The organism is Shewanella sp. 10N.286.51.B7, from assembly GCF_002873615.1.
Taxonomy (GTDB): Bacteria; Pseudomonadota; Gammaproteobacteria; order Enterobacterales; family Shewanellaceae; genus Shewanella; species Shewanella electrodiphila.
Genome location: NZ_MCUF01000021.1, coordinates 14,887 through 37,694, shown reverse-complemented (window position 1 = coordinate 37,694; position 22,808 = coordinate 14,887). Strand labels below are relative to the sequence as shown.

At 41.8% G+C, this 22,808-nt stretch carries 17 protein-coding genes and 2 tRNA genes; 2 read left to right on the top strand and 17 right to left on the bottom strand.

The window, feature by feature from the left end; genetic code table 11:
* Positions 1-200: 200 nt before the first annotated feature.
* Positions 201-2,303: a polyribonucleotide nucleotidyltransferase gene (pnp, locus tag BCU84_RS04445; protein WP_102526968.1), complete on the bottom strand. Its 2,103-nt coding sequence runs from the start codon at positions 2,301-2,303 to the stop codon at positions 201-203.
* Between the two features lie 383 nt (positions 2,304-2,686).
* Between pnp and BCU84_RS04440 the strand changes: the two genes are divergently transcribed.
* Positions 2,687-4,726, top strand: a complete 2,040-nt coding sequence (locus BCU84_RS04440; protein WP_102526900.1) for an EAL domain-containing protein — start codon at positions 2,687-2,689, stop codon at positions 4,724-4,726.
* Between the two features lie 115 nt (positions 4,727-4,841).
* On the opposite strand, the gene rpsO is transcribed toward BCU84_RS04440, so the two are convergent.
* The 14 genes from rpsO to rlmE all read right to left on the bottom strand — a co-directional run bounded on the left by rpsO (position 4,842) and on the right by rlmE (position 18,287).
* Positions 4,842-5,111, bottom strand: coding sequence for a 30S ribosomal protein S15 (gene rpsO, locus BCU84_RS04435; RefSeq protein WP_055023715.1), 270 nt, complete (start codon positions 5,109-5,111; stop codon positions 4,842-4,844).
* Between the two features lie 126 nt (positions 5,112-5,237).
* The gene (truB, locus tag BCU84_RS04430) at positions 5,238-6,182 is read right to left on the bottom strand and encodes a tRNA pseudouridine(55) synthase TruB (protein WP_102526899.1); all 945 of its coding nucleotides are present in this window, start codon (positions 6,180-6,182) and stop codon (positions 5,238-5,240) included.
* Positions 6,182-6,622, bottom strand: a complete 441-nt coding sequence (gene rbfA / locus BCU84_RS04425; protein ID WP_102526898.1) for a 30S ribosome-binding factor RbfA — start codon at positions 6,620-6,622, stop codon at positions 6,182-6,184. Before rbfA ends, truB begins: the two co-directional genes overlap by 1 nt.
* A 61-nt stretch (positions 6,623-6,683) precedes the next feature.
* Complete coding sequence (gene infB, locus BCU84_RS04420; protein WP_102526897.1) at positions 6,684-9,332, bottom strand: translation initiation factor IF-2; 2,649 nt, start codon at positions 9,330-9,332, stop codon at positions 6,684-6,686.
* A gap of 25 nt (positions 9,333-9,357) precedes the next feature.
* A complete protein-coding gene (nusA, locus tag BCU84_RS04415; RefSeq protein WP_102526896.1) occupies positions 9,358-10,857 on the bottom strand; it encodes a transcription termination factor NusA in 1,500 nt (499 codons plus the stop codon).
* A gap of 29 nt (positions 10,858-10,886) precedes the next feature.
* The gene (gene rimP, locus BCU84_RS04410; RefSeq protein WP_102526895.1) at positions 10,887-11,342 is read right to left on the bottom strand and encodes a ribosome maturation factor RimP; all 456 of its coding nucleotides are present in this window, start codon (positions 11,340-11,342) and stop codon (positions 10,887-10,889) included.
* Positions 11,343-11,512: 170 nt separating this feature from the next.
* A tRNA-Met gene (locus tag BCU84_RS04405) sits at positions 11,513-11,589 on the bottom strand.
* An 82-nt stretch (positions 11,590-11,671) separates the two neighbouring features.
* Positions 11,672-11,756, bottom strand: a tRNA-Leu gene (locus BCU84_RS04400).
* Positions 11,757-11,856: 100 nt separating this feature from the next.
* Positions 11,857-12,189 (bottom strand): preprotein translocase subunit SecG, encoded by a 333-nt coding sequence (gene secG, locus BCU84_RS04395; RefSeq protein WP_102526894.1) that lies wholly within the window; start codon positions 12,187-12,189, stop codon positions 11,857-11,859.
* A gap of 4 nt (positions 12,190-12,193) precedes the next feature.
* Entirely contained in the window at positions 12,194-12,976 is a 783-nt protein-coding gene (tpiA, locus tag BCU84_RS04390) for a triose-phosphate isomerase (protein WP_102526893.1), read from the bottom strand.
* 169 nt (positions 12,977-13,145) lie between these two features.
* On the bottom strand, positions 13,146-14,555 hold the full coding sequence (gene glmM / locus BCU84_RS04385; RefSeq protein WP_102526892.1) for a phosphoglucosamine mutase: 1,410 nt from the start codon (positions 14,553-14,555) through the stop codon (positions 13,146-13,148).
* A gap of 69 nt (positions 14,556-14,624) precedes the next feature.
* Entirely contained in the window at positions 14,625-15,464 is an 840-nt protein-coding gene (gene folP / locus BCU84_RS04380; protein ID WP_102526891.1) for a dihydropteroate synthase, read from the bottom strand.
* Positions 15,465-15,644: 180 nt separating this feature from the next.
* Positions 15,645-17,612 (bottom strand): ATP-dependent zinc metalloprotease FtsH, encoded by a 1,968-nt coding sequence (gene ftsH / locus BCU84_RS04375; protein WP_102526890.1) that lies wholly within the window; start codon positions 17,610-17,612, stop codon positions 15,645-15,647.
* A 45-nt stretch (positions 17,613-17,657) separates the two neighbouring features.
* Entirely contained in the window at positions 17,658-18,287 is a 630-nt protein-coding gene (rlmE, locus tag BCU84_RS04370) for a 23S rRNA (uridine(2552)-2'-O)-methyltransferase RlmE (protein WP_102526889.1), read from the bottom strand.
* Between the two features lie 90 nt (positions 18,288-18,377).
* On the opposite strand from rlmE, the gene yhbY reads away from it, so the two are divergent.
* Entirely contained in the window at positions 18,378-18,677 is a 300-nt protein-coding gene (gene yhbY / locus BCU84_RS04365) for a ribosome assembly RNA-binding protein YhbY (RefSeq protein ID WP_055023703.1), read from the top strand.
* Between the two features lie 153 nt (positions 18,678-18,830).
* Here yhbY and greA read toward each other — a convergent pair whose 3' ends face one another.
* Together greA and carB are read right to left on the bottom strand one after the other, a co-directional pair.
* On the bottom strand, positions 18,831-19,307 hold the full coding sequence (greA, locus tag BCU84_RS04360; protein ID WP_102526888.1) for a transcription elongation factor GreA: 477 nt from the start codon (positions 19,305-19,307) through the stop codon (positions 18,831-18,833).
* Between the two features lie 266 nt (positions 19,308-19,573).
* The gene (gene carB / locus BCU84_RS04355; protein ID WP_102526887.1) at positions 19,574-22,798 is read right to left on the bottom strand and encodes a carbamoyl-phosphate synthase large subunit; all 3,225 of its coding nucleotides are present in this window, start codon (positions 22,796-22,798) and stop codon (positions 19,574-19,576) included.
* Positions 22,799-22,808 lie beyond the last annotated feature (10 nt).

The window sequence follows — 22,808 nt, the reverse complement described above, 5'->3', positions numbered from 1 at the left end:
ATACTGATAAAATTTCATTTACTGAATTTACACTAGCTTCAATTAATATAAAGCGAGCGAAAGTTGCTGCAAAAGCGATTCAACTAGCATTTTGACAAGTGAAGTAACATTAAGTGCCAATCAGCATAAAAAATTACTCTATGTCACAAAACAAAAAAGAGACCCTAAGGTCTCTTTTTAAGTTGAACTGATGTCAGAAGTTATTCTGCAGCAGCTTCTTCTTTCGCGTTAGCTTCTTTGATAGAAAGTCTTACACGACCTTGACGGTCAACTTCCATCACTTTAACGTCGACGTCTTGATTCATTTCAAGATGGTCAGAAACGTTAGCAACACGCTCTTCACTGATTTGTGAAATATGCACTAAGCCATCTTTACCAGGTAAGATGTTAACAAACGCACCGAAATCAACGATACGGATAACTTTACCTTTGTAGATGCGGCCCACTTCAACTTCTGCAGTGATTTCTTCGATACGACGGATAGCTTCTTTCGTTGCTTCACCGTTTGAAGATGCAATCTTCACTGTACCATTGTCATCAAGCTCGATAGTTGTACCAGTTTCTTCGGTTAATGCACGGATAGTCGCACCACCTTTACCGATTACGTCACGGATCTTCTCAGGATTAATCTTGATAGTCGTGATACGTGGAGCGTGGTCAGAGATATCTTCACGTGCGCCACCAATTGCTTGGTCCATAACGTTAAGAATATGAACACGTGCGCCGTATGCTTGCTGAAGCGCGATGTCCATGATCTCTTTAGTGATACCTTCAATCTTGATATCCATTTGAAGCGCTGTAATACCGTCACGAGTACCAGCAACTTTAAAGTCCATGTCACCTAAGTGATCTTCATCACCTAAGATGTCAGAAAGAACAACGAAATCGTCGCCTTCTTTAACTAGACCCATTGCAATACCTGCAACTGAAGTTTTAATTGGTACACCCGCATCCATTAATGCTAATGAAGTACCACAAACAGAAGCCATAGAGCTTGAACCGTTTGATTCAGTAATTTCAGATACTACACGAACACTGTATGGGAATTCTTCTGCAGAAGGCATAACAGCGTTAATACCACGCCAAGCTAACTTACCGTGACCAATTTCACGACGCTTAGGTGATCCAACCATGCCTGTTTCACCAACAGAGTATGGAGGGAAGTTATAATGAAGCATGAAGCGGTTAGTACGTTCACCCATGATGCTATCAATCTTTTGTGCATCACGTTCAGTACCTAAAGTACAAGTTACTAGTGCTTGAGTTTCACCACGTGTAAATAATGAACTACCGTGAGTACGTGGAAGTACGCCAGCTAGTACATTCAATGCACGGATCATGTCAGGCTCACGACCATCGATACGTGGCTTACCACTGATGATGCGACCACGAACAACTTTCTTCTCAAGGCTGCCAAGTAAACCATCAACTTCGCGAGCATCAACATCTGGGTTATTAGTCATTAGTGCTTCTTTAGCAGCTGCTTTAACAGCGCCAACTTGAGCATAACGATCTTGCTTAACTTCGATTTGGTAAGCTGCAGTCATGCCTTCTTCAGCTAGCTCTTTAATTTGAGCAACTAAGTCAGCATCTTGAACAGGTGCAGTCCAATCCCAAGCTGGTTTACCCGCTTCAGCTTTAAACTCAGCAATGGCTTGAACAACAACTTGTTGTTGATCGTGACCATAAGTCACAGCGCCTAGCATGATTTCTTCAGCTAAAGATTTAGCTTCTGATTCAACCATAAGAACAGCTGAGTCAGTACCTGCAACAACTAAGTCAAGGTCACTTTCAGCAACTTGATCAACTGTTGGGTTTAATAAGTACTCACCATCAATGTAACCAACGCGTGCTGCGCCGATAGGGCCATTGAAAGGTAAACCTGAGATAGATAGCGCTGCTGATGTACCAATCATAGCAACCATATCAGGCTCAATTTGAGGATCAACAGAAACGACTGTGATGATCACTTGAACTTCGTTTTTAAAACCATTCGGAAATAAAGGACGAATTGGACGGTCGATTAGACGAGCAATAAGCGTTTCGTCTTCATTTGGACGACCTTCACGCTTGAAGAAACCACCAGGGATTTTACCTGCTGCATAGGTTTTTTCTTGGTAGTTTACTGTTAATGGGAAAAAGTCACGGCTAGGATCAGCTACTTTTTTACCAACGACTGTAACTAATACAGTTGTGTCGCCCATGCTCGCTAAAACTGCAGCGTCTGCTTGACGTGCAATAACACCTGTTTCTAAGGTGACGGTATGTTGACCATACTCAAAACTCTTTACTATTGGATTCACTTGACCCATTCCTTAATTATTGACCTTTAAATTACGCGCATAAGTATACTGCAATTTTTTACAATAGTTAAAGCGCATCGCAATATACCGCTAAAAAATAATTAAAATTAATCTTCTATCAGCCGATAAAACAGCTAATCACTCAATGAATAGATAACCTAACAAGATTCCACTGTTTGAAACACCATTTTTGTTTGAACAAAAATAGCCTATTGATATAAGTTGTAACAGCTATAATTAATGACTTTTAATGTTATTTTGTCTACAGTTAGTTGTTGTTGTCCCTAAATAAAAATAACACATTAAATGAGTTCAACATGTTAAATGCACCAGTTACCCATAAAAGCTGTGATTATTTAATAAAAACAAATGGAATCGTTTGAATGACGCAAAGGTTTAAGTCACTGACATGGAAGCAAACAAACTTAGTTGTATTTACTGCTTTGTTTTTTGCGATTGCCATTTTTGTCGTCGAAATTGCATTAGTTGTTGTCACGACTAAGCAGCAACTTACCGCTTCGCAAGAAGAGTTACTCAACTCAGTAGAACAAACTGCCTCTAATGCTGTCTGGGCGTTAGACGATAAACAAACCGAACAAACACTCGAAGGTATTATCAAGATTGATAATATTAGCTCAGCTGTGATTACCCTTGATGACGGCAGTTTATTTGTCACCGCTAGCAATAAGCCTAAGTTGTTTTCAGAAAACTATGACAACTTAAGCCATTTTCTGTTCAATGATTTAAACGAAATATCACGTCCTTTATATAGACCATTCTATTTCGAAGGGAACAAAAAGCAGCAGCTTATTGGTACGTTAACCATCTTTTACGATACACAAGAGATGACTAACAACCTGTTTAATCAACTTCAATTAGGCTTTATTGCTACTCTCGCTCGCGCCTTATTGCTGACGTTGGTACTGACCATTGTATTCCATCGGTTCTTGACTCAACCGATTGCAAGGATCAGTGAAGCCATAGATAAAATTGATCCTGATTTACCTGATGAAAACTTATTACCTATGTCTGCAGCCCATAAAGATGATGAGCTAGGGCTAGTAACATCGAAGTTTAACCAAATTTTATTACAGTTTAGCCAAACACAAAATAAACTTAGAAAGATGGCAACCAGAGACCCGTTAACCAGCTTACCTAACCGTACCTTGTTACTGGAAACTCTCAATGTCACGATTCAGCGTGCTAGAGTTCACAAAAGACATTTCGCATTATTGTTCATTGATTTAGATCGCTTTAAAAACGTCAATGACTCATTAGGTCATGCGATTGGTGATCAGTTTCTTGCCCGCGTTGCCCGCATATTAGAAACTGTTGTCGGCGATAGAGGCAGTGTTGCCAGGTTAGGCGGTGATGAATTTGTCATTGTGGCTGATGATATTGAAACCCCAGATCAAGCTGCTGACTTTGTCGATAAGCTTCTACTACAACTCAATACCCCAGTGCAACTCAATGAACATGCGATACACCCTGCGGCTTCGATTGGTATTTCAATCTATCCTGAAGATGGCCCGGGCGCAGAAGATTTAATTAGACACGCTGATATTGCCATGTATAGCGCTAAAGCGGCTGGTTCAAACCAATGGGCCTTCTTTAAACAACAGATGACAGAAAATGCCGCTGTTAGGTTAAAGACCGAAGCATCACTTCATGACGCGCTAAAACACAATGAATTCTTGCTCTATTTTCAACCTAAATTAGATTTAAGAACCAATCGAGTCATTGGCTGTGAAGCGCTTATCCGCTGGCAAAAAAATGGTGAGCTTATATCACCAATGTCATTCATCCCCATTGCCGAAGAAACTGGGATTATTATCCCAATCGGAAGATGGGTGATTGAGCAAAGCTGTAAAGTTATCCGCGAGTGGGAAAAGAAATACAACTACGCTATCCCAATAGCGGTGAACGTCGCTTCACAACAATTTGCTGATGCCAGCTTGGTTTCTGACATCAAGCAATTAGCTTTACGCTACCAAATACGCCCTGAGCTACTTGAGATAGAGATAACAGAAACATCTTTGATGAATGATGTAGATCAGGCAATTGCTAAGCTTGAGCAGCTAAAGAGCGCAGGATTCGGTATTGCCGTGGATGATTTTGGTACCGGTTATTCATCCTTGTCTTATCTTAGACATTTACCAATCACAACCATGAAAATTGATCGTGGTTTTGTTTCCGACTTACCCCATGATGCAGCAATAGCATCAACCATCTTAATGTTAGGTCAGCAGCTCAATTTAGATATTGTTGCAGAAGGTATTGAAAACGAAGAACAGCTTGAATGGTTACAACAACATAACTGTCAAATCGGCCAAGGATTCTTTTTCAGTAAGCCTTTGCCGCAGGAAGAGTTTGAATCTAAATACCTAACAGAAATGCCGATACAGCAACTCGAGCAAGTTTAAGCACTTTCACGTTAAACATTTCGGTAAATTATACCTAATAAAAAAGGAGGCATAAGCCTCCTTTTTCACGGTTTGAATTTGAGTATGTTAACCATGCCCAAATTAAACGTCGATATTAACGACGTAAACCTAACTTCTGGATAAGAGCAGTATAACGAGCTACGTCTTTACGCTTTAAGTAAGCAGTAAGTTTACGACGTGCGCTAACCATACGTAATAGACCACGACGTGAATGGTGATCATGGATGTGCTCTTTGAAGTGACCTTGTAGATGGTTAATCTGCGCAGTCAATAAAGCTACTTGTACTTCAGTAGAACCAGTGTCGTTTTCGCCACGGCTATATTCAGCTACGATAGCAGCTTTTTGTTCATTACTTAGTGACATATTTATCTCCAGAAAAAATTAAATTAACTCTAGCCAATCACTAACTCAGCCAGAGGGGGCGACATTCTAACTATATTCAGACACTATCGCAATAAAAAACACAGAACAGTTAATAAAAGCTGTTAACTAATCTGCACTATGATCAACAACCAAACGTTTAGGCGCTAATAAACCATCATCATTCATGGTGCCGATGCCGATAAACTGACGGTCTTCACCAGATGTCATCCGCACTAATACATCAGGTTCTAACCCTGATGCTTGTACAGGTTGACCTTGCATAATGTATTGCACACTTTCCTCAGGTAAATTAACCTCAGGGAAGTTCGCAACCGCTGTATCCATTGGCAGTAACAGCTCATCAAGTACGGTAAAAGTAGACTCATCTTCTTTATCCGTTCCTTCAGCAAGCTCTGTTAACTGCTCAATCGTAACCATTTTGGCATAAGGATATTCAGCGACTTGGGTACGTCTTAACATGGTGACATGCGCACCACACCCAAGCATTTCACCTAAATCATCAATGATTGTTCGAATATAAGTGCCTTTAGAGCAATGAATATCAAGGGTTAAATCATCACCTTCAAGGCTCACAAATAACAATTCAAAAACCGTTATAGGTCGAGCTTCACGCGGAACTTCTATCCCTTCACGCGCATATTTATATAAAGGCTGACCTTGATATTTCAAAGCTGAAAACATTGAAGGCACTTGCATGGTATCACCACGAAAATGCTCTAATGATTCATCTAATAGTGCTTGAGTAAACTTAACCGGACGGATCTGAACCACTTCACCATCTGAGTCACTGGTATCAGTTCTTTCACCTAACTTAGCAGTTACCAAGTAACGCTTATCAGCATCGAGAAGATGCTGTGAGAACTTTGTCGCTTCACCTAAGCAAACTGGCAGCATGCCAGTAGCTAAAGGATCAAGCGCACCTGTATGACCCGCTTTATTAGCGTTATAAAGACGTTTGACGCGTTGCAAAGCATGGTTAGAACTGATGCCAGTACCTTTATCTAACAGTACAATGCCATTAATAAAACGACCTTTGCGACGACGAGCCATTAATCTTTATCCTCAGGTTTTTCTTCAGATGCGTCAGCATCGTCAGTTCCAAACTCTTCATGTCTTGCTTTGTCTTGCTTAGCTTTGTCTTGTGTAATCACTTGGCTAACTAAGTTAGACATGCGCATCCCTTCAACAAGCGAGCTGTCATAGACGAAACGAAGCTCAGGCATAACACGCAATTTCATGCGACTAGCAACCAAGGTTCTTACATATGGTGCCGCAGCCGTAAGCGCTTCAATTTTTTGATCGACTAACTCTTGATCTTCTTCGAAAAAAGTAACAAATACTTTCGCAAAGCTTAAATCACGAGAAACATCAACATCGTTAACGGTAACAAAACCGATACGTGGATCTTTCATGTCACGCTGTAAAATCATCGCTAACTCTTGTTGGAGTTGCTGTGCAATACGGCGAGTACGACTAAATTCTTTTGCCATAACATTAATACCTTATAGCTTTGTATAAATAAAAAAGGCGGCTAACGCCGCCCTTTCTGTGTTACAGCGTTCTGGCCACTTCGACCGTCTCGAAGACCTCAATCTGATCGCCAACTTTGACGTCATTGTAGTTCTTCACACCGATACCACATTCCATGCCGTTACGAACATCGCTAACGTCATCTTTAAAGCGACGTAGCGACTCAAGCTCACCTTCGTAGATAACTACGTTTTCACGTAGAACACGGATAGGAGCACTACGTTTGATGGTACCTTCGGTAACCATACAACCCGCAATAGCACCAATCTTAGGCGACTTAAATACATCACGTACTTCAGCAAGACCAATGATTTGTTGCTTGAATTCAGGAGCAAGCATGCCCGTCATTGCCGCTTTAACTTCATCAATCAAGTCGTAAATTACGCTGTAGTAGCGTAAATCAACACTTTCAGCTTCGATGGTCTTACGCGCTTGTGCATCAGCACGAACGTTGAAACCAACCATGATTGCATTTGAAGCAGCTGCTAATGTCGCATCTGTTTCAGTTAATGCACCAACGCCACGAGCAATAATGCTAACTTTAACTTCGTCAGTAGACAGTTTAGTTAATGAATCACAAATTGCTTCAAGTGAACCTTGAACGTCTGCTTTAAGTACAATGTTAAGCTCTTGTACTTCGCCTTCAGTCATGTTGGCAAACATGTTTTCAAGCTTAGATTTCTGCTGACGTGCTAATTTAACATCACGGAATTTACCTTGACGGTAAAGTGCAACTTCACGCGCTTTACGCTCATCACGTACAACAGTCGCTTCATCACCCGCTGATGGCACACCAGAAAGACCTAAAATCTCAACTGGAATTGAAGGACCGGCTTCAGTGATGCTCTTACCATTCTCATCTTTCATTGCACGGATTTTACCGTACTCAAGACCACATAGAACGATATCACCTTGGCGTAAAGTACCTTCTTGAACAAGAACAGTAGCAACTGGGCCACGACCTTTGTCCAATTTAGATTCAATAACAACACCTGCTGCCATACCTTCACGAACAGCTTGAAGCTCTAATACTTCAGCTTGTAAAAGAATGCCTTCAAGTAACTCATCGATACCAGTACCCGCTTTAGCTGAAACGTTAACGAACATATGTTCGCCGCCCCAATCTTCAGACATAACACCGTGTTGAGCTAGTTCACTCTTAACACGTTCTGGATCCGCTTCTGGCTTATCCATTTTGTTAACGGCAATGATTAACGGTACGTTACCGGCTTTAGCATGTTGGATTGCTTCAATCGTTTGTGGCATAGCGCCATCATCCGCAGCAACAACCAATACAACGATATCTGTCGCTTTAGCACCACGAGCACGCATTGACGTAAACGCCGCGTGACCAGGAGTATCTAAGAAGGTGATCATGCCATTGTCGGTTTCAACATGGTATGCACCAATGTGCTGGGTAATACCACCGGCTTCACCGTCAGCAACTTTTGCACGACGAATATAATCAAGTAATGATGTTTTACCGTGGTCAACGTGACCCATGATAGTTACTACAGGAGCACGAGTCTCTAGTACAACATCATCTTCATCACGATCGCCCAGTACTTGATGCTCTAATTCGTTTTCACGAAGTAGTACCACTTTATGGCCCATTTCTTCTGCAATCATTTGCGCAGTTTCTTGGTCCAAGATTTGGTTGATCGTTACCATTGAGCCCATCTTCATCATTTGCTTGATGATTTCAGTGGCTTTAATTGACATACGTGATGCCAATTCTGCAACAGAAACGGTCTCACCGATACGGATCTCGCCTTTTACTACAGCAACAGGCTTGTTGAAACCATGTGCCATTGATTCAGGAGCAGTACTCTTGTTACGCGCATGGTTGCTACGGTTATCACGACCGCCTTTACCACCACGTTTCTTGTTATTGCTCTTGTTACGAGCACGACGTCCACGCTTCTCATCAGCAGCATCTGAAGTATCTTCAGCTGCACGAGCCGCTTTCGAAGTAGTGATATGGTGGTCACTATTTTTCTCAGCTTCGATACGTTGACGTTCTTCTTCAGCCCAACGCTTAGAGTTTTCTTCAGCAAGCTTACGAGCAGTTTCTGCAGCTTGCGCCGCTTCTTCTTTCTGCTTTTTAGTCATTGCTTCTTCTTGCGCGGCTTTAATGCGTTCAGCTTCAGCTTTTACTGCTGCAGACTCTGGGTCTTCAGCTTTAGCTGGTTTAGCTTCAGATTTGGCTTTAGCTTCAGCTTCTTTTTTAGCTTTCGCTTCAGCGTCTGCTTTAGCCTTAGCTTCTGCTTTAGCTTTATCTTCAACAGCTTTCGCTTCTGCAGCAGCTTTTGCTGCAGCTTCAGCTTCTTGTTGTTGCTTAGCTTGTTCTTCAGCTTCTGCAGCTAGCTCACTATCATCACGTTTAACAAAAGTACGTTTTTTACGTACTTCTACTTTAACGTCTTTAGATTGTCCGCCACCTGCATTTACACTTAAAGTAGAAACGGTTTTGCGTTGCAGAGTCATTTTTTGAGGCTCTTTATCGCCGCCGTGCTGCTTCTTTAAATGGTCTAGCAAAGTTTGTTTCTCTGTTTCAGAAACATTGTCAGCTTTACTTTTCTTAATTCCTGCTTCGGCAAACTGTTCAATCAGTCTGTCTACATTCTTGCCCACTTCCGCGGCCAATTTATCTATACTTGTATCTGCCATCAATTAAATCCCCCTGTTGATCGACTTATGCTTCTTCGCCAAACCAACAGATATTACGGGCAGCCATGATGAGCTCACCTGCTTTTTCTTCTGTCAATTCTTCAATATCGATTAAATCGTCAATTCCTTGTTCTGCTAAGTCTTCTAAGGTCGACACACCTTTACTTGCAAGAACATATGCTAAATGCTTTTCTAAACCATCTAACGCTAATAGATCAGCAGCCGGTTCAGCACCATCTAGTGCTTCTTCCGTTGCTAATGCTCGAGTCGAAATAGCTGCTTTTGCACGTTCACGCAATGCAGCAACAATATCTTCATCAAAACCGTTAACTTCTAACAGTTCTGCTTCTGGTACATAGGCAATTTCTTCTAAAGAGGTGAAACCTTCTTCAGCAAGAACAGTTGCAAAATCTTCGTCAACATCTAAAGTTTCAACGAATAAGTTTACAATTTTAGCGCTTTCAGCTTGATGCTTAGCATTAAGCTCTTCCACTGTCATGACGTTAAGTTCCCAACCCGTTAACTGAGTTGCTAAACGAACGTTTTGACCATTACGGCCAATAGCTTGCGCTAAACTGTCAGCTTCAACAGCAATATCCATTGAGTGGTTGTCTTCATCAACAATGATAGAAGCAACGTCAGCAGGAGCCATTGCATTGATAACGTACTGTGCTGGATTATCATCCCACATTACGATATCGACACGCTCACCGCTTAATTCGTTAGATACAGCTTGTACACGTGCGCCACGCATACCAACACAAGCACCAATTGGATCGATACGCTTATCATTAGTTTTCACTGCGATTTTAGCGCGAGCACCTGGGTCACGAGCAGCGCCCATGATTTCAATCATCTCATCTAAAATTTCAGGTACTTCAACTCTGAATAATTCGATGATCATTTCAGGCTTGCTGCGAGTTAAGAATAACTGTGCACCACGTGCTTCTGGACGTACTGCATATAGCAATGCACGAACACGATCACCTGGACGGAAAGATTCGCGGCTGATGATGTCTTCTTTGTAAATAACGCCATCAGCATTATTACCTAAATCAACAACGACACTTTCACGGGTGCTTTTCTTAACAACACCAGTGACAATTTCGCCTTCACGTTCAATAAACTGTTCAACGATTTGTGCACGTTCAGCTTCACGTACTTTTTGTACGATTACTTGCTTAGCTGTTTGCGTTGTAATACGGTCGAAAACAACTGAGTCAATTTCATCTTCGATGAATTCGCCAGGTTGAATTTCTGGTTCTTCGTAACGTGCAGCTTCTAACGTAATTTCGCTGTAAGGGTTTTCTAAAGCTTCACCTTGGTCATCGACAACCATCCAACGACGGAAAGTGTCGTAGTGGCCAGTTTTACGATCGATAGCTACGCGAACTTCAATTTCGCCTTCATACTTTTTCTTAGTTGCTGTGGCTAGAGCAATTTCTAGCGCTTCGAATATTTTTTCGCGTGGGACGGCTTTTTCATTTGATACCGCCTCTGCGACTAGCAGAATCTCTTTATTCATTATGTCTTGCCTCGTTCACCTTGAAACTATCAAAACTTCGCAATAACGTTGCCTTTACGCACATTATCTAAAGCCACAATCAAATCTTCACCATCTACATTAATCGTTAGCATTTGCCCTTCGATTGATGTGATAGCACCTTTTAAATTACGACTACCTGCAACAGGCATCGTTAACTGTACTTTTGCATCTTCGCCGATATACGCGGCGTATTGCGCAGCCGTAAATAGTGGCCTATCTACACCTGGCGATGAAACTTCTAGTGTGTATTCTGTCGAGATTGGGTCTTCAACATCTAGAACAGCACTAACTTGGCGGCTGGCTTCAGCACAATCTTCAATATTGATACCACTTTCACCATCAATAAATACACGTAATATTGAATGACGCCCTGCATGGACAAACTCAATACCCCAAAGTTGAAAACCTAGCGCTTCAACAGGTACTGTCAGCATTTCTGTCAGTTTAGTTTCTAATGTTGCCAAAAATGACCCCCAAAAACGAAAAAAAGGGCAAATAGCCCTCGAAAAGTCCGTAAAATCACGGAGTTACTAAGCTCCATATAACAGAAAACCCCGTAATAACGAGGTCTTAAATATAGAACCTTTTAATTGCCTTTACATTGCACTACTGCAAATAAGTAAAAACAATAAGCTGGTTGCGGGGGCCGGATTTGAACCGACGACCTTCGGGTTATGAGCCCGACGAGCTACCAAACTGCTCCACCCCGCGACAACTTGCGCAATTATATTAACTTACGTCTTTGCTTGCAATATTTAATCAAATTAACTTCAAAATGATTAATAAAATTTAGTGGTGCGGATGGTGGGACTTGAACCCACACGACCTAAGTCACCAACCCCTCAAGCTGGCGCGTCTACCAATTCCGCCACATCCGCTTACTACTAAATTTTTGCAGTCGTTATCATATTTAATTGAGGAAATTAAGATAACTCAATGACTGCGGTCTTACTTTATTTGCTTCTTTTAAGAGGCAAATTAATCAGGGATTTCAGTCTCTGATGTTTCGGCCTGTGTAGGAGCTTGTTCAACTTGCTCTACCGCAGAACCTAAATCGTTCCAAGCATCATCTTTTTTAGAATTGTTTGCGCTTAAGTTACCTAAAGTAAGGCTTAAAGCGAAAAAAGCAATAGCTAAAACAGCTGTGCTTCGGGTCAGGAAATTACCTGCACCGTCTGAACCGAATAGCGTCCCTGATGCACCAGCACCAAAAGAAGACCCCATATCAGCTCCTTTACCTTGTTGAATTAAAATTAGTCCTACAAGACCAATTGCTACAACCAAGTAAACTACAATTAAAACTTCATACATAATATTAAGCGCTCATCGCAATGGAACATAAACTTAAAAACTCGCTAGAATTTAAGCTAGCTCCGCCAATCAATCCACCATCGACATCTGGTTGGGCAAATATATCTGCAGCATTTGATGGAGTCACACTACCACCATATAAAATGCGAATATTTTCTCCAATAAATGGAGACACTTCAGAGAGTCTATTACGAATAAACGCATGAACTTCTTGCGCTTGCTCTGGAGTTGCACTTTTACCAGTACCTACAGCCCATAAAGGCTCGTAAGCGATAATGGCATTATCAAAAGCCATGGTGCCATTCTTTTCGATAACAATGTCTAACTCTTCTGCAATCACTTCAAAAGTTCGTCTTGCTTCACGAGCTGGACCTGATTCTCCAACACAAAGAATCGGCGTTAAACCATGTTTTTGTGCTGCAGCAAATTTCTCTGCAACGATATTACTTGTTTCGCCGTACATACGACGACGCTCGGAATGGCCGATAATCACATATCGACATCCTGAATCTTTTAGCATTTTACCGGAAATTTCACCAGTATAGGCACCGAAGTCGTGTTGACTCAGGTTCTGTGCGCCCATTCTTACAAGCGCACCATCTAAGGTTTGCTTATTTGCTTCAAGCAGTTGTCTAACACTTTCAAGATAAATTGAAGGTGGACATAAAACTACTTCTGCAGAATCATTTTGGAGCTTAGTAGCAAACTTGGTGAATAATTCTTGCGCTAAAGGCGCACTACCATTCATTTTCCAGTTGCCAGCTACCATAGGACGTCTAAGTGCCATTACTGTCTCCTTTGAAAGCGGCGTGAATAATAACGAACCGCCAAACAAGTTACAATAGCTAAGTCAGGAATATTTGTCATAACATGACAGAATGTTGCTTTTTTACGCGCTGACTTTAGATATTAATAAATAACCAAATAATAAATAAAAACTGCTGTCGATTGTATATTCAACTTTGCTGCAAGCCTACCTTTTTAACTACATCTGCAATTTGATTTGCATAGGATGTGACAAGGTCAATATCTTGGCCTTCAACCATGACCCGAATGAGTGGTTCAGTTCCTGATTTTCTTAATAAAACTCGGCCAGTTTTACCGAGCTTAGTTTCGACATCATGTTTTATTGATAACACAATTTCTGATTGAAGTGGATTTGAATCACCTTCAAAACGGACATTGACTAATACTTGCGGTAACATTTTTAATGGCGAAACTAATTCAGCGATAGAAGCTTGTTGATTTTGCATCGCAGCCAGCATCAAAATGCCTGCCACAATCCCATCACCTGTTGTGCCGTGATCAAGGTTTAATATATGACCTGAATTTTCTCCGCCTATGCGCCAATCATATTGTCGCATTAACTCCATCACGTATCGGTCACCAACGTTAGAACGAACAAAAGGCACATTAAGTTCTGCCAAAGCTAATTCTAAGCCAAGATTTGACATCAAAGTGCCAACTACACCGCCTTTGAGTTCATTGTTTTTTATGGCATCACATGCAAGTACATAGAGAATTTGATCTCCATCAATCACATTGCCTAAATGATCAACCATCATGATCCTGTCGCCATCACCATCTAATGCAATGCCCACATCAGCCTGATGCTTTAGCACTTCATCGCAAATAGCTTGCATTGAAGTCGCGCCAACATTGTCATTAATGTTCAAGCCATTAGGTTGAACACCTATGCATATTACTTCAGCACCGAGTTCTTGAAAGACACTCGGCGCAATATGATAGGTCGCGCCATGAGCACAATCGACCACCAACTTAAGGCCATTAAGGGTTAATTCAGCAGGGAAGTGCCCCTTACAGTATTCAATGTAACGTCCAGCAGCGTCATCTATTCGAGCAGCTTTACCTAATAGGTGGGATTCAACACAAACTAGCGGCTTAGTGAGTTCTTTTTCGATTTCAAGTTCGAGTTCATCATCAAGTTTACTGCCATTAGCAGAAAAGAATTTAATACCATTATCAAAATATGGGTTATGAGAAGCACTAATGACTATGCCTGCTTCAGCTCTAAAAGTGCGAGTCAAGTAAGCGATAGCCGGTGTCGGCATTGGGCCAACCAATAGCACATTAAGTCCTGCCGCAGACAATCCCGCTTCTAGTGCCGATTCAAATAAGTAACCAGAAATGCGAGTATCTTTACCAATAATGACTTTCTGGGTACCACTGCGTGAAAGCACCCTGCCCGCAGCCCAACCTAGTTTTAAAGCAAGCTCTGGCGTCATCACTCCAGCGCCTACTTCCCCCCGAATACCATCGGTGCCAAACAGGTTTCTTTGTTGCTGTCCTTTATCTCGCTGCTCTTTATCTTGCTGCTCTTTATTTTGTTGGTTATGGTCCTGCATTAGTACCTCACATTAAGTGAATCAACACTAATTTAACCTATTTAAATCGACAACGCTTAAACCGAAACTTTACTGATGTAAACTGGCCATGGTCGCTGACATAACCTTAAGTACGTCAACGGTTTCTTTTACGTCATGTACACGTAAGATCTGTGCACCTTGCTGCGCTGCAATCATTGCCCCAGCCAAACTCCCAGCTAAACGTTCATTAGTATCGCGTTGCAGTAAATCGCCAATCATGCTTTTTCTTGATAAACCAATTAATACTGGCAAATGTAAACTGTGAAGCTCAGGCAGTTTCGCTAGCAGCTGATAATTGTGTTCAAGTGTTTTACCAAAACCAAAGCCAGGATCTAAAATAATATTTTCTCTCGGCATACCTGCGGCAAGGCAATAATCCACTCGTAAGGATAAAAACTCTGTGACTTGTTGCATCACGTCCTCATATTGAGGCGCATCTTGCATGTTTTGTGGTTGGCCTTGCATATGCATTAAACACACTGGGACATCTAAACTTGTTGCCATGGCGACTGCACCTGGCTCTTGTAATGCACGTACATCATTAATTAAGTGTGCACCCGCAGCAACTGCTTTTTCCATCACTTCAGGTTTACTGGTATCGATTGAAATCCAAACATCATGCTGTTTAGCCGTGTATTCAATCACAGGGATAACGCGAGATAACTCTTCCTCAACAGATACAGCTTCTGCACCCGGTCTTGTTGACTCACCACCGATATCAACAATCAATGCGCCTTCTGAAACCACTTTATCAATCTGAGCGCAAGCTTGCTCTACGGTGGCGTGCTGGCCCCCATCAGAGAAAGAATCAGGAGTCACATTGATAATGGCCATAACCACTGGGCTAGTTAGCGATAAGGTTTTATCACCAGATTTAATTTCAAACACACAACCTCACTCAAATATTTTCAATACTGACTCTTCATAGAGCGCTATCTCAAATAATACGGCTCTACAAAAATTACACACTAATAAGTCTCTTTATAAAAATATGACTTATATATGACACTAGTTCAACAAATATAAAAAAACCCCTTTCGGGGCTTTTTAAAACTTCAAATCAGCAACTTACTTTGCAGGCGATTCGTCAGTTTTCGGTTCCGTATCTGGCTTTTCAACAGATGGCTCTTCAGTCGTTTCTTCAGTCGAAGTCGCTTCAGGCGTTACCGGAGTGCCTTTGTCTTGATCGTCCATAGAGTCATCAGCTTGCCAATCAGCAGGTTGACGCACTTCACGGCGATTCATTAGATCATCAATTTGCTCTGAATCAATGGTCTCATACTTCATCAATGCATCTTTCATTGAATGAAGAATATCCATGTTATCAGTCAAATATTGATTTGCACGTTCATAGTTACTGTCGATTAACTGTTTAACTTCTTGATCGATTAGACCAGCAGTTTCATCAGACATATTCTTAGATTTCGCCATGCTACGACCTAAGAATACTTCGCCTTCATCTTCAGCATATAAAACAGGACCTAATTTCTCAGAGAAGCCCCACTGAGTTACCATGTTACGCGCAATTGACGTCGCATACTTAATATCTTGCGATGCACCAGTAGAGACTTTCTCGCCGCCGTAAATTAACTCTTCAGCTAAACGTCCGCCATAGGCTACTGAAATTTGGCTTTCAAGTTTACGTCGGCTTTGGCTAATTGCATCTGCTTCAGGTAAGAAGAATGTCACACCTAAGGCGCGGCCACGTGGAATGATTGTCACTTTATGCACAGGGTCGTGCTCTGGCACTAAACAACCCACAATCGCATGACCTGCTTCATGGTAAGCAGTCATTTCTTTTTCTTCTTCAGACATCACCATAGTGCGGCGCTCTGCACCCATCATGATTTTGTCTTTAGCACTTTCAAACTCTTCCATACCGACTACGCGACGGTTACCACGAGCAGCAAACAAAGCAGCTTCGTTAACTAAGTTAGCTAAGTCAGCACCAGAGAAACCTGGCGTGCCACGTGCAATAACGCTAGCTTTAACGCCATCACCTAATGGTACTTTGCGCATGTGAACTTTAAGGATTTGCTCACGACCACGAACGTCTGGTAAGCCTACGACTACTTGACGGTCAAAACGACCTGGACGAAGTAATGCAGCATCTAACACGTCTGGTCTGTTTGTCGCAGCAATGACAATAACGCCTTCATTACCTTCAAAACCGTCCATTTCAACCAACATTTGGTTCAATGTTTGCTCACGTTCATCGTGACCACCACCAACACCAGCGCCACGTTGGCGACCTACAGCATCGATTTCATCAATGAAGATGATACAAGGTGCAGACTTTTTAGCTTGTTCAAACATGTCACGTACACGAGATGCTCCGACACCAACAAACATTTCAACAAAGTCAGAACCAGAAATAGTAAAGAACGGTACTTTTGCTTCACCCGCGATTGCTTTTGCAATCAGAGTTTTACCAGTACCTGGTGGACCCACGAGCAGCACACCAGTAGGAATACGGCCACCCAGTTTTTGGAATCGAGTTGGTTCTTTTAAGTAATCAACTAATTCTTTAACATCTTCTTTCGCTTCGTCACAACCAGCAACATCAGCAAAGGTTGTTTTAATTTGGTCTTCGCTCATCAATTTGGCTTTACTCTTACCAAATGACATTGCGCCTTTACCGCCACCACCTTGCATTTGACGCATGAAGAAAATCCATACACCAATCAGCAGTAACATTGGGAACCAAGAGATAAATATCTGGGTTAAGAAGCTAGACTCTTCAGCTTCCTGCCCTTTCATTGAAATCCCTTTACGATCAAGATCATTAATTAAATCTTGGTCATACATTGGCATAATAGTGGTGAACTTCTCTCCAGAACGTTTGATTCCTTCAATAGTTCGCTGGTCACTTTTGATTTCAACCGAATTGATATTGCCATTTCTGACGCTATCTAAGAATACGGAATAGTCCATCTTCGACGATGACGAAGAAGAGGGGGAGTAACCCTGAAAAACTGACATCAGCACAACGGCGATGACAACCCAGAGAATTAAATTTTTTGCCATGTCACTCAAATTTCTAGACCTCTTGAAGACCCACGATAATTAATCGTTAGACTACTATAACTTGTAACCAGTCGCCACTATATACACTTCACGTGAACGTGGTCGCGATGAATCTGGTTTTCGTGTTTTAACTGTAGTGAAAGCTTGTCGAACTGCTTTCATATATTCGTCAAAGCCCTCCCCCTGAAAGACTTTAACCGCAAAGCTACCATTAGGTGCCAAAACTTGATGACACATATCTAGTGCTAACTCTACAAGATACATCGCCCTTGGTTGATCCACACCATCTGAACCACTCATATTAGGCGCCATATCAGAAAGTACAACATCCACTTTATCCTCACCTACACGGTCAAGTAAAGCATCTAGCACTTTCTCTTCACGGAAATCACCTTGTAAAAAGTCAACTCCCACGATCGGATCCATTGGTAAAATATCACAAGCTACCAATTTGCCTTTTTCACCCACTAACTTAACAGCGATTTGTGACCAGCCACCCGGCGCGGCACCTAAATCAACCACTGTCATGCCTTGTTTAATCAGTTTATCTTTCTGTTGGATTTCTTCCAACTTAAATGCAGCACGAGAGCGTAAACCTCGCTTTTGAGACAATTTCACATAGTGATCGTCAAAATGCTCTTGCATCCATCGGCTTGAACTTGCCGAACGTTTTTTCGTTGCCATTTAAATTCCGTAACGATTTGGAGTTACATAAAGCTTATATAAGGGTAGAATAGCCGTTTTTCAACAGTAACATTCAAAAAGTTGGTACAAATGAACTTAACAACCAAACAAAAACAGCATTTAAAAGGCCTGGCGCATAACTTAAAGCCAGTAGTGCTGCTTGGTGCTAATGGTTTGACCGAAGGTGTGCTGGCTGAAATTGATAGTGCACTCACTCATCATGAACTAATAAAAGTGAAAGTAGGCTCTTCTGATAGAGAGCTTAAAAATGCTGTCGTTGACGCGATTATTCGCGAAACTCAATCAACCAAAATACAGCTTATCGGACACACCTTAGTTATTTTCCGTCAGTCTGCTGAAATGAAAGTTGCCATTCCAAAAGCAAAATAATTTCGTCAAACAACTTAAGGTCTAGGGTTCATCTTGCAGTCAATACGATTCAAATGTTCATTCTGACCTAAAAAAACCACTGTTTAGCAGTGGTTTTTTTATAACTATAAAATATCAATCTTAAGTCGTAATTAATATTGATATTAAATGCAGTTAGATATATTCAACCGCAGTAATTTCATACTCAGCTGTGCCGCCTGGCGTAGTGATAGCCACTTCGTCATCAACACTTTTGCCAATCAGACCGCGAGCAATAGGAGAATTAACTGAAATTAAATTCTCTTTGATGTTAGCTTCATCGTCACCAACAATGCGATAAGTCGATTCAGCATCAGTATCAACATTTAAAATTGTCACTGTAGTACCAAAAATCACACGGCCAGAATTTGGCATTGAAGTCACATCGATGATTTGAGCGTTCGATAACTTGCCTTCAATATCGCGAATACGAGCTTCACAAATACCTTGTTCTTCACGTGCTGCATGATACTCAGCATTTTCTTTTAAATCGCCTAATTCACGCGCTTCAGCAATTGCAGAAGTAATTGACGGGCGACGCTCAAATTTTAATTCATCTAATTCTTTACGAAGCTGCTCAGCTCCAATAATCGTCATAGGGACGGTATTCATAATGTCTTATGTCTCCTTTAAAAACAAAAGCACCCCGTGCCAACCTAAGTCAGCACAGTTAAATCTCGATTAATTCGCATAGCGCACGATCTTTACAACATAAATGTTTTAATGATGTGGTTTCTTGCGTTGAGGATGCATCTAATGATGATGGTCTAAGCTTACATAAGCTTGAGTTTAGTTACTAGTGACTGTCAAAAAATAGTAATAAAAAAGGCTGCACGAATGCAGCCTTTTTAATCAAATCAGCAATAAATTAATCAAAATTAATTTTTAGCGATTCTTTCATGTAGTTCTTGTACAGAATTCACGTTATTTCTGTCATCAGCCGAATGCGCCATACAAGTAGCAAAGGCAGCATTTAGCGTCGTTGTGTAGTTCACTTTGTAACGTAGTGCACCACGACGAATTTGACGAGAATCTTCAATCGCTTGACGCCCTTCTGTCGTATTGATGATGTAAGTGTATTCACCATTCTTAATACGGTCGAGAATATGTGGACGGCCTTCGTGTACCTTATTAACGAGACGAGGATTAATACCCGCTTCGCCTAGAATAACTGCAGTACCGTGAGTTGCGTCAATTTGATAACCCAACTCAATTAGCTCAGCAGCAAGTTCAGCGACGCGTGCTTTATCACTGTTACGCACAGAAATTAATGCACGGCCTGACTTAGGCACTTCAGCTGTAGCACCAAGCTGCGCTTTAGCATAGGCTTCAGCGAATGTGTCACCCACACCCATTACTTCACCCGTTGAGCGCATTTCTGGGCCAAGCATTGGGTCAACACCAGGGAACTTGTTAAATGGCAAGACCACTTCTTTCACTGAGAAATATGGTGGGATCACTTCTTTAGTAAAGTTTTGCGACGTTAAGCTTTGACCCGCCATAACACGAGCAGCAATCATCGCTAGTGGAATACCAGTTGCTTTAGACACGAATGGCACTGTACGTGCAGCACGCGGGTTAACTTCAATCATATAGATTTCGTCATCTTTAACCGCAAACTGAACATTCATCAAACCAATTACGCGTAATTCCATTGCCAATTTAGCAACTTGCTCACGCATACGGTTTTGCACATCTTCACTTAAGCTGTACGGCGGCAGTGAACAACCAGAGTCACCAGAGTGAACACCGGCTTGTTCAATGTGTTCCATGATAGAACCAACAACCACGATTTCACCATCACAAACAGCATCAATATCAATTTCAATCGCGTTATCTAAGAAGCGATCAAGCAATACTGGAGAAGAGTTCGACACGCTAACAGCTTCATTAAAGTAGCGACGTAAATCTTGCTCGTCATAAACGATTTCCATCGCGCGACCACCCAATACATAAGATGGGCGAACCACTAATGGGTAACCGATACGTGCAGCTGACAGTACCGCACCTTCAACCGTTGTTACAGTATCATTTTCAGGTTGCTTCATTTCAAGACGCTGAATCGCTTGTTGGAAACGTTCGCGGTCTTCTGCACGGTCAATAGCATCTGGGCTTGTACCAATAATTGGCACGCCTGCTGCTTCTAAAGCGCGAGCAAGTTTAAGTGGTGTTTGGCCACCGTATTGAACAATCACGCCTTTTGGCTTTTCAATACGCACAATTTCAAGTACATCTTCAAACGTAACCGGTTCAAAGTACAAGCGGTCAGATGTATCGTAATCAGTTGATACTGTTTCTGGGTTACAGTTAACCATAATGGTTTCGTAACCGTCTTCACGTAATGCTAATGCAGCGTGAACACAACAGTAATCAAACTCAATACCTTGACCAATTCGGTTAGGGCCGCCGCCAAGAATCATGATTTTGTCGCGCGTTGAAGGCAGAGCTTCACATTCTTCTTCGTACGTTGAATACATGTAAGCGGTATCTGTAGCAAATTCAGCAGCACAAGTATCAACACGCTTATAAACAGGATGCATACCGTAGCTATCACGAATTTTACGCACTTCAGTTTCACTCACACCCAAGATTTCAGCTAAACGTGAATCGGCAAAACCTTTGCGTTTGAGCTTAAGTAAGAATTCTTGGTTAAGACCAGACATGCCCACTTCTGAAACTTTTGCTTCTTGAGCAATTAAATCTTCAATTTGAACTAAGAACCAATGGTCAACATTAGTCAGTCTGAAGATTTCATCACGGCTTAGCCCAGCGCGGAATGCATCGGCAATGTACCAAATACGGTCACAACCAGGCTCTTTCAATTCGTGACGAATTTGCTGCATGCTTTCTGGCAATGAAATATCAACAACAGAATCAAAACCGTTACGACCGACTTCTAAGCCACGCAGTGCTTTCTGTAATGACTCTTGGAAAGTACGGCCAATCGCCATTACTTCACCAACTGATTTCATTTGCGTAGTTAAACGGTCATTAGCGCCAGCAAATTTCTCGAAGTTAAAACGAGGAACTTTAGTCACAACGTAGTCAATTGCAGGTTCGAATGATGCTGGAGTGCGACCGCCAGTAATATCATTCATTAATTCATCAAGTGTAAAGCCTACAGCGAGCTTCGCAGCGATTTTAGCAATCGGGAAACCGGTTGCTTTAGAGGCTAATGCAGATGAGCGAGAAACACGCGGGTTCATCTCAATGATGACCATACGTCCTGTATTTGGACAAATACCAAACTGAACGTTTGAACCGCCGGTCTCAACACCAATTTCACGTAATACTGCTAAAGAAGCATTACGCATTAATTGGTATTCTTTATCCGTCAATGTCTGCGCAGGTGCAACTGTGATTGAATCACCAGTGTGAACGCCCATCGCATCGAAGTTTTCGATAGCACAAACGATAATACAGTTATCGTTGCGGTCACGAACCACTTCCATTTCGTACTCTTTCCAACCAATTAGCGATTCATCAATCAATAATTCGCTAGTTGGAGAAAGCTCAAGACCTTGAGAACAAATATCCTCAAACTCTTCTTTGTTGTATGCGATACCACCGCCACTGCCACCCATGGTGAAAGATGGACGGATAATACAAGGGAAGCCAACTTGGTCTAATACGCCGTGTGCTTCTTCCATTGTATGAGCAATACCAGCACGAGGACATTCAAGACCAATGGCTTTCATTGCAGTATCAAAACGACTACGGTCTTCAGCTTTATCAATTGCGTCAGCTGTCGCACCAATCATTTCAACGTTAAATTCTTTTAGTACGCCTTCAGCTTCTAGCTGAAGCGCACAGTTAAGTGCAGTCTGACCACCCATGGTAGGCAAAATCGCATCAGGTTTTTCTTTAGCGATAATATTGCGAACCACTTCCCAATGAATCGGTTCGATATAAGTTGCATCGGCCATTTCAGGATCGGTCATGATCGTGGCAGGGTTAGAGTTAACTAAGATAACTCGATAACCTTCTTCACGAAGCGCTTTACACGCTTGAGCACCCGAATAGTCAAATTCACACGCTTGACCAATGACAATTGGTCCAGCGCCTAGGATTAGAATACTTTTAATATCAGTACGTTTTGGCATTGCTTCTATC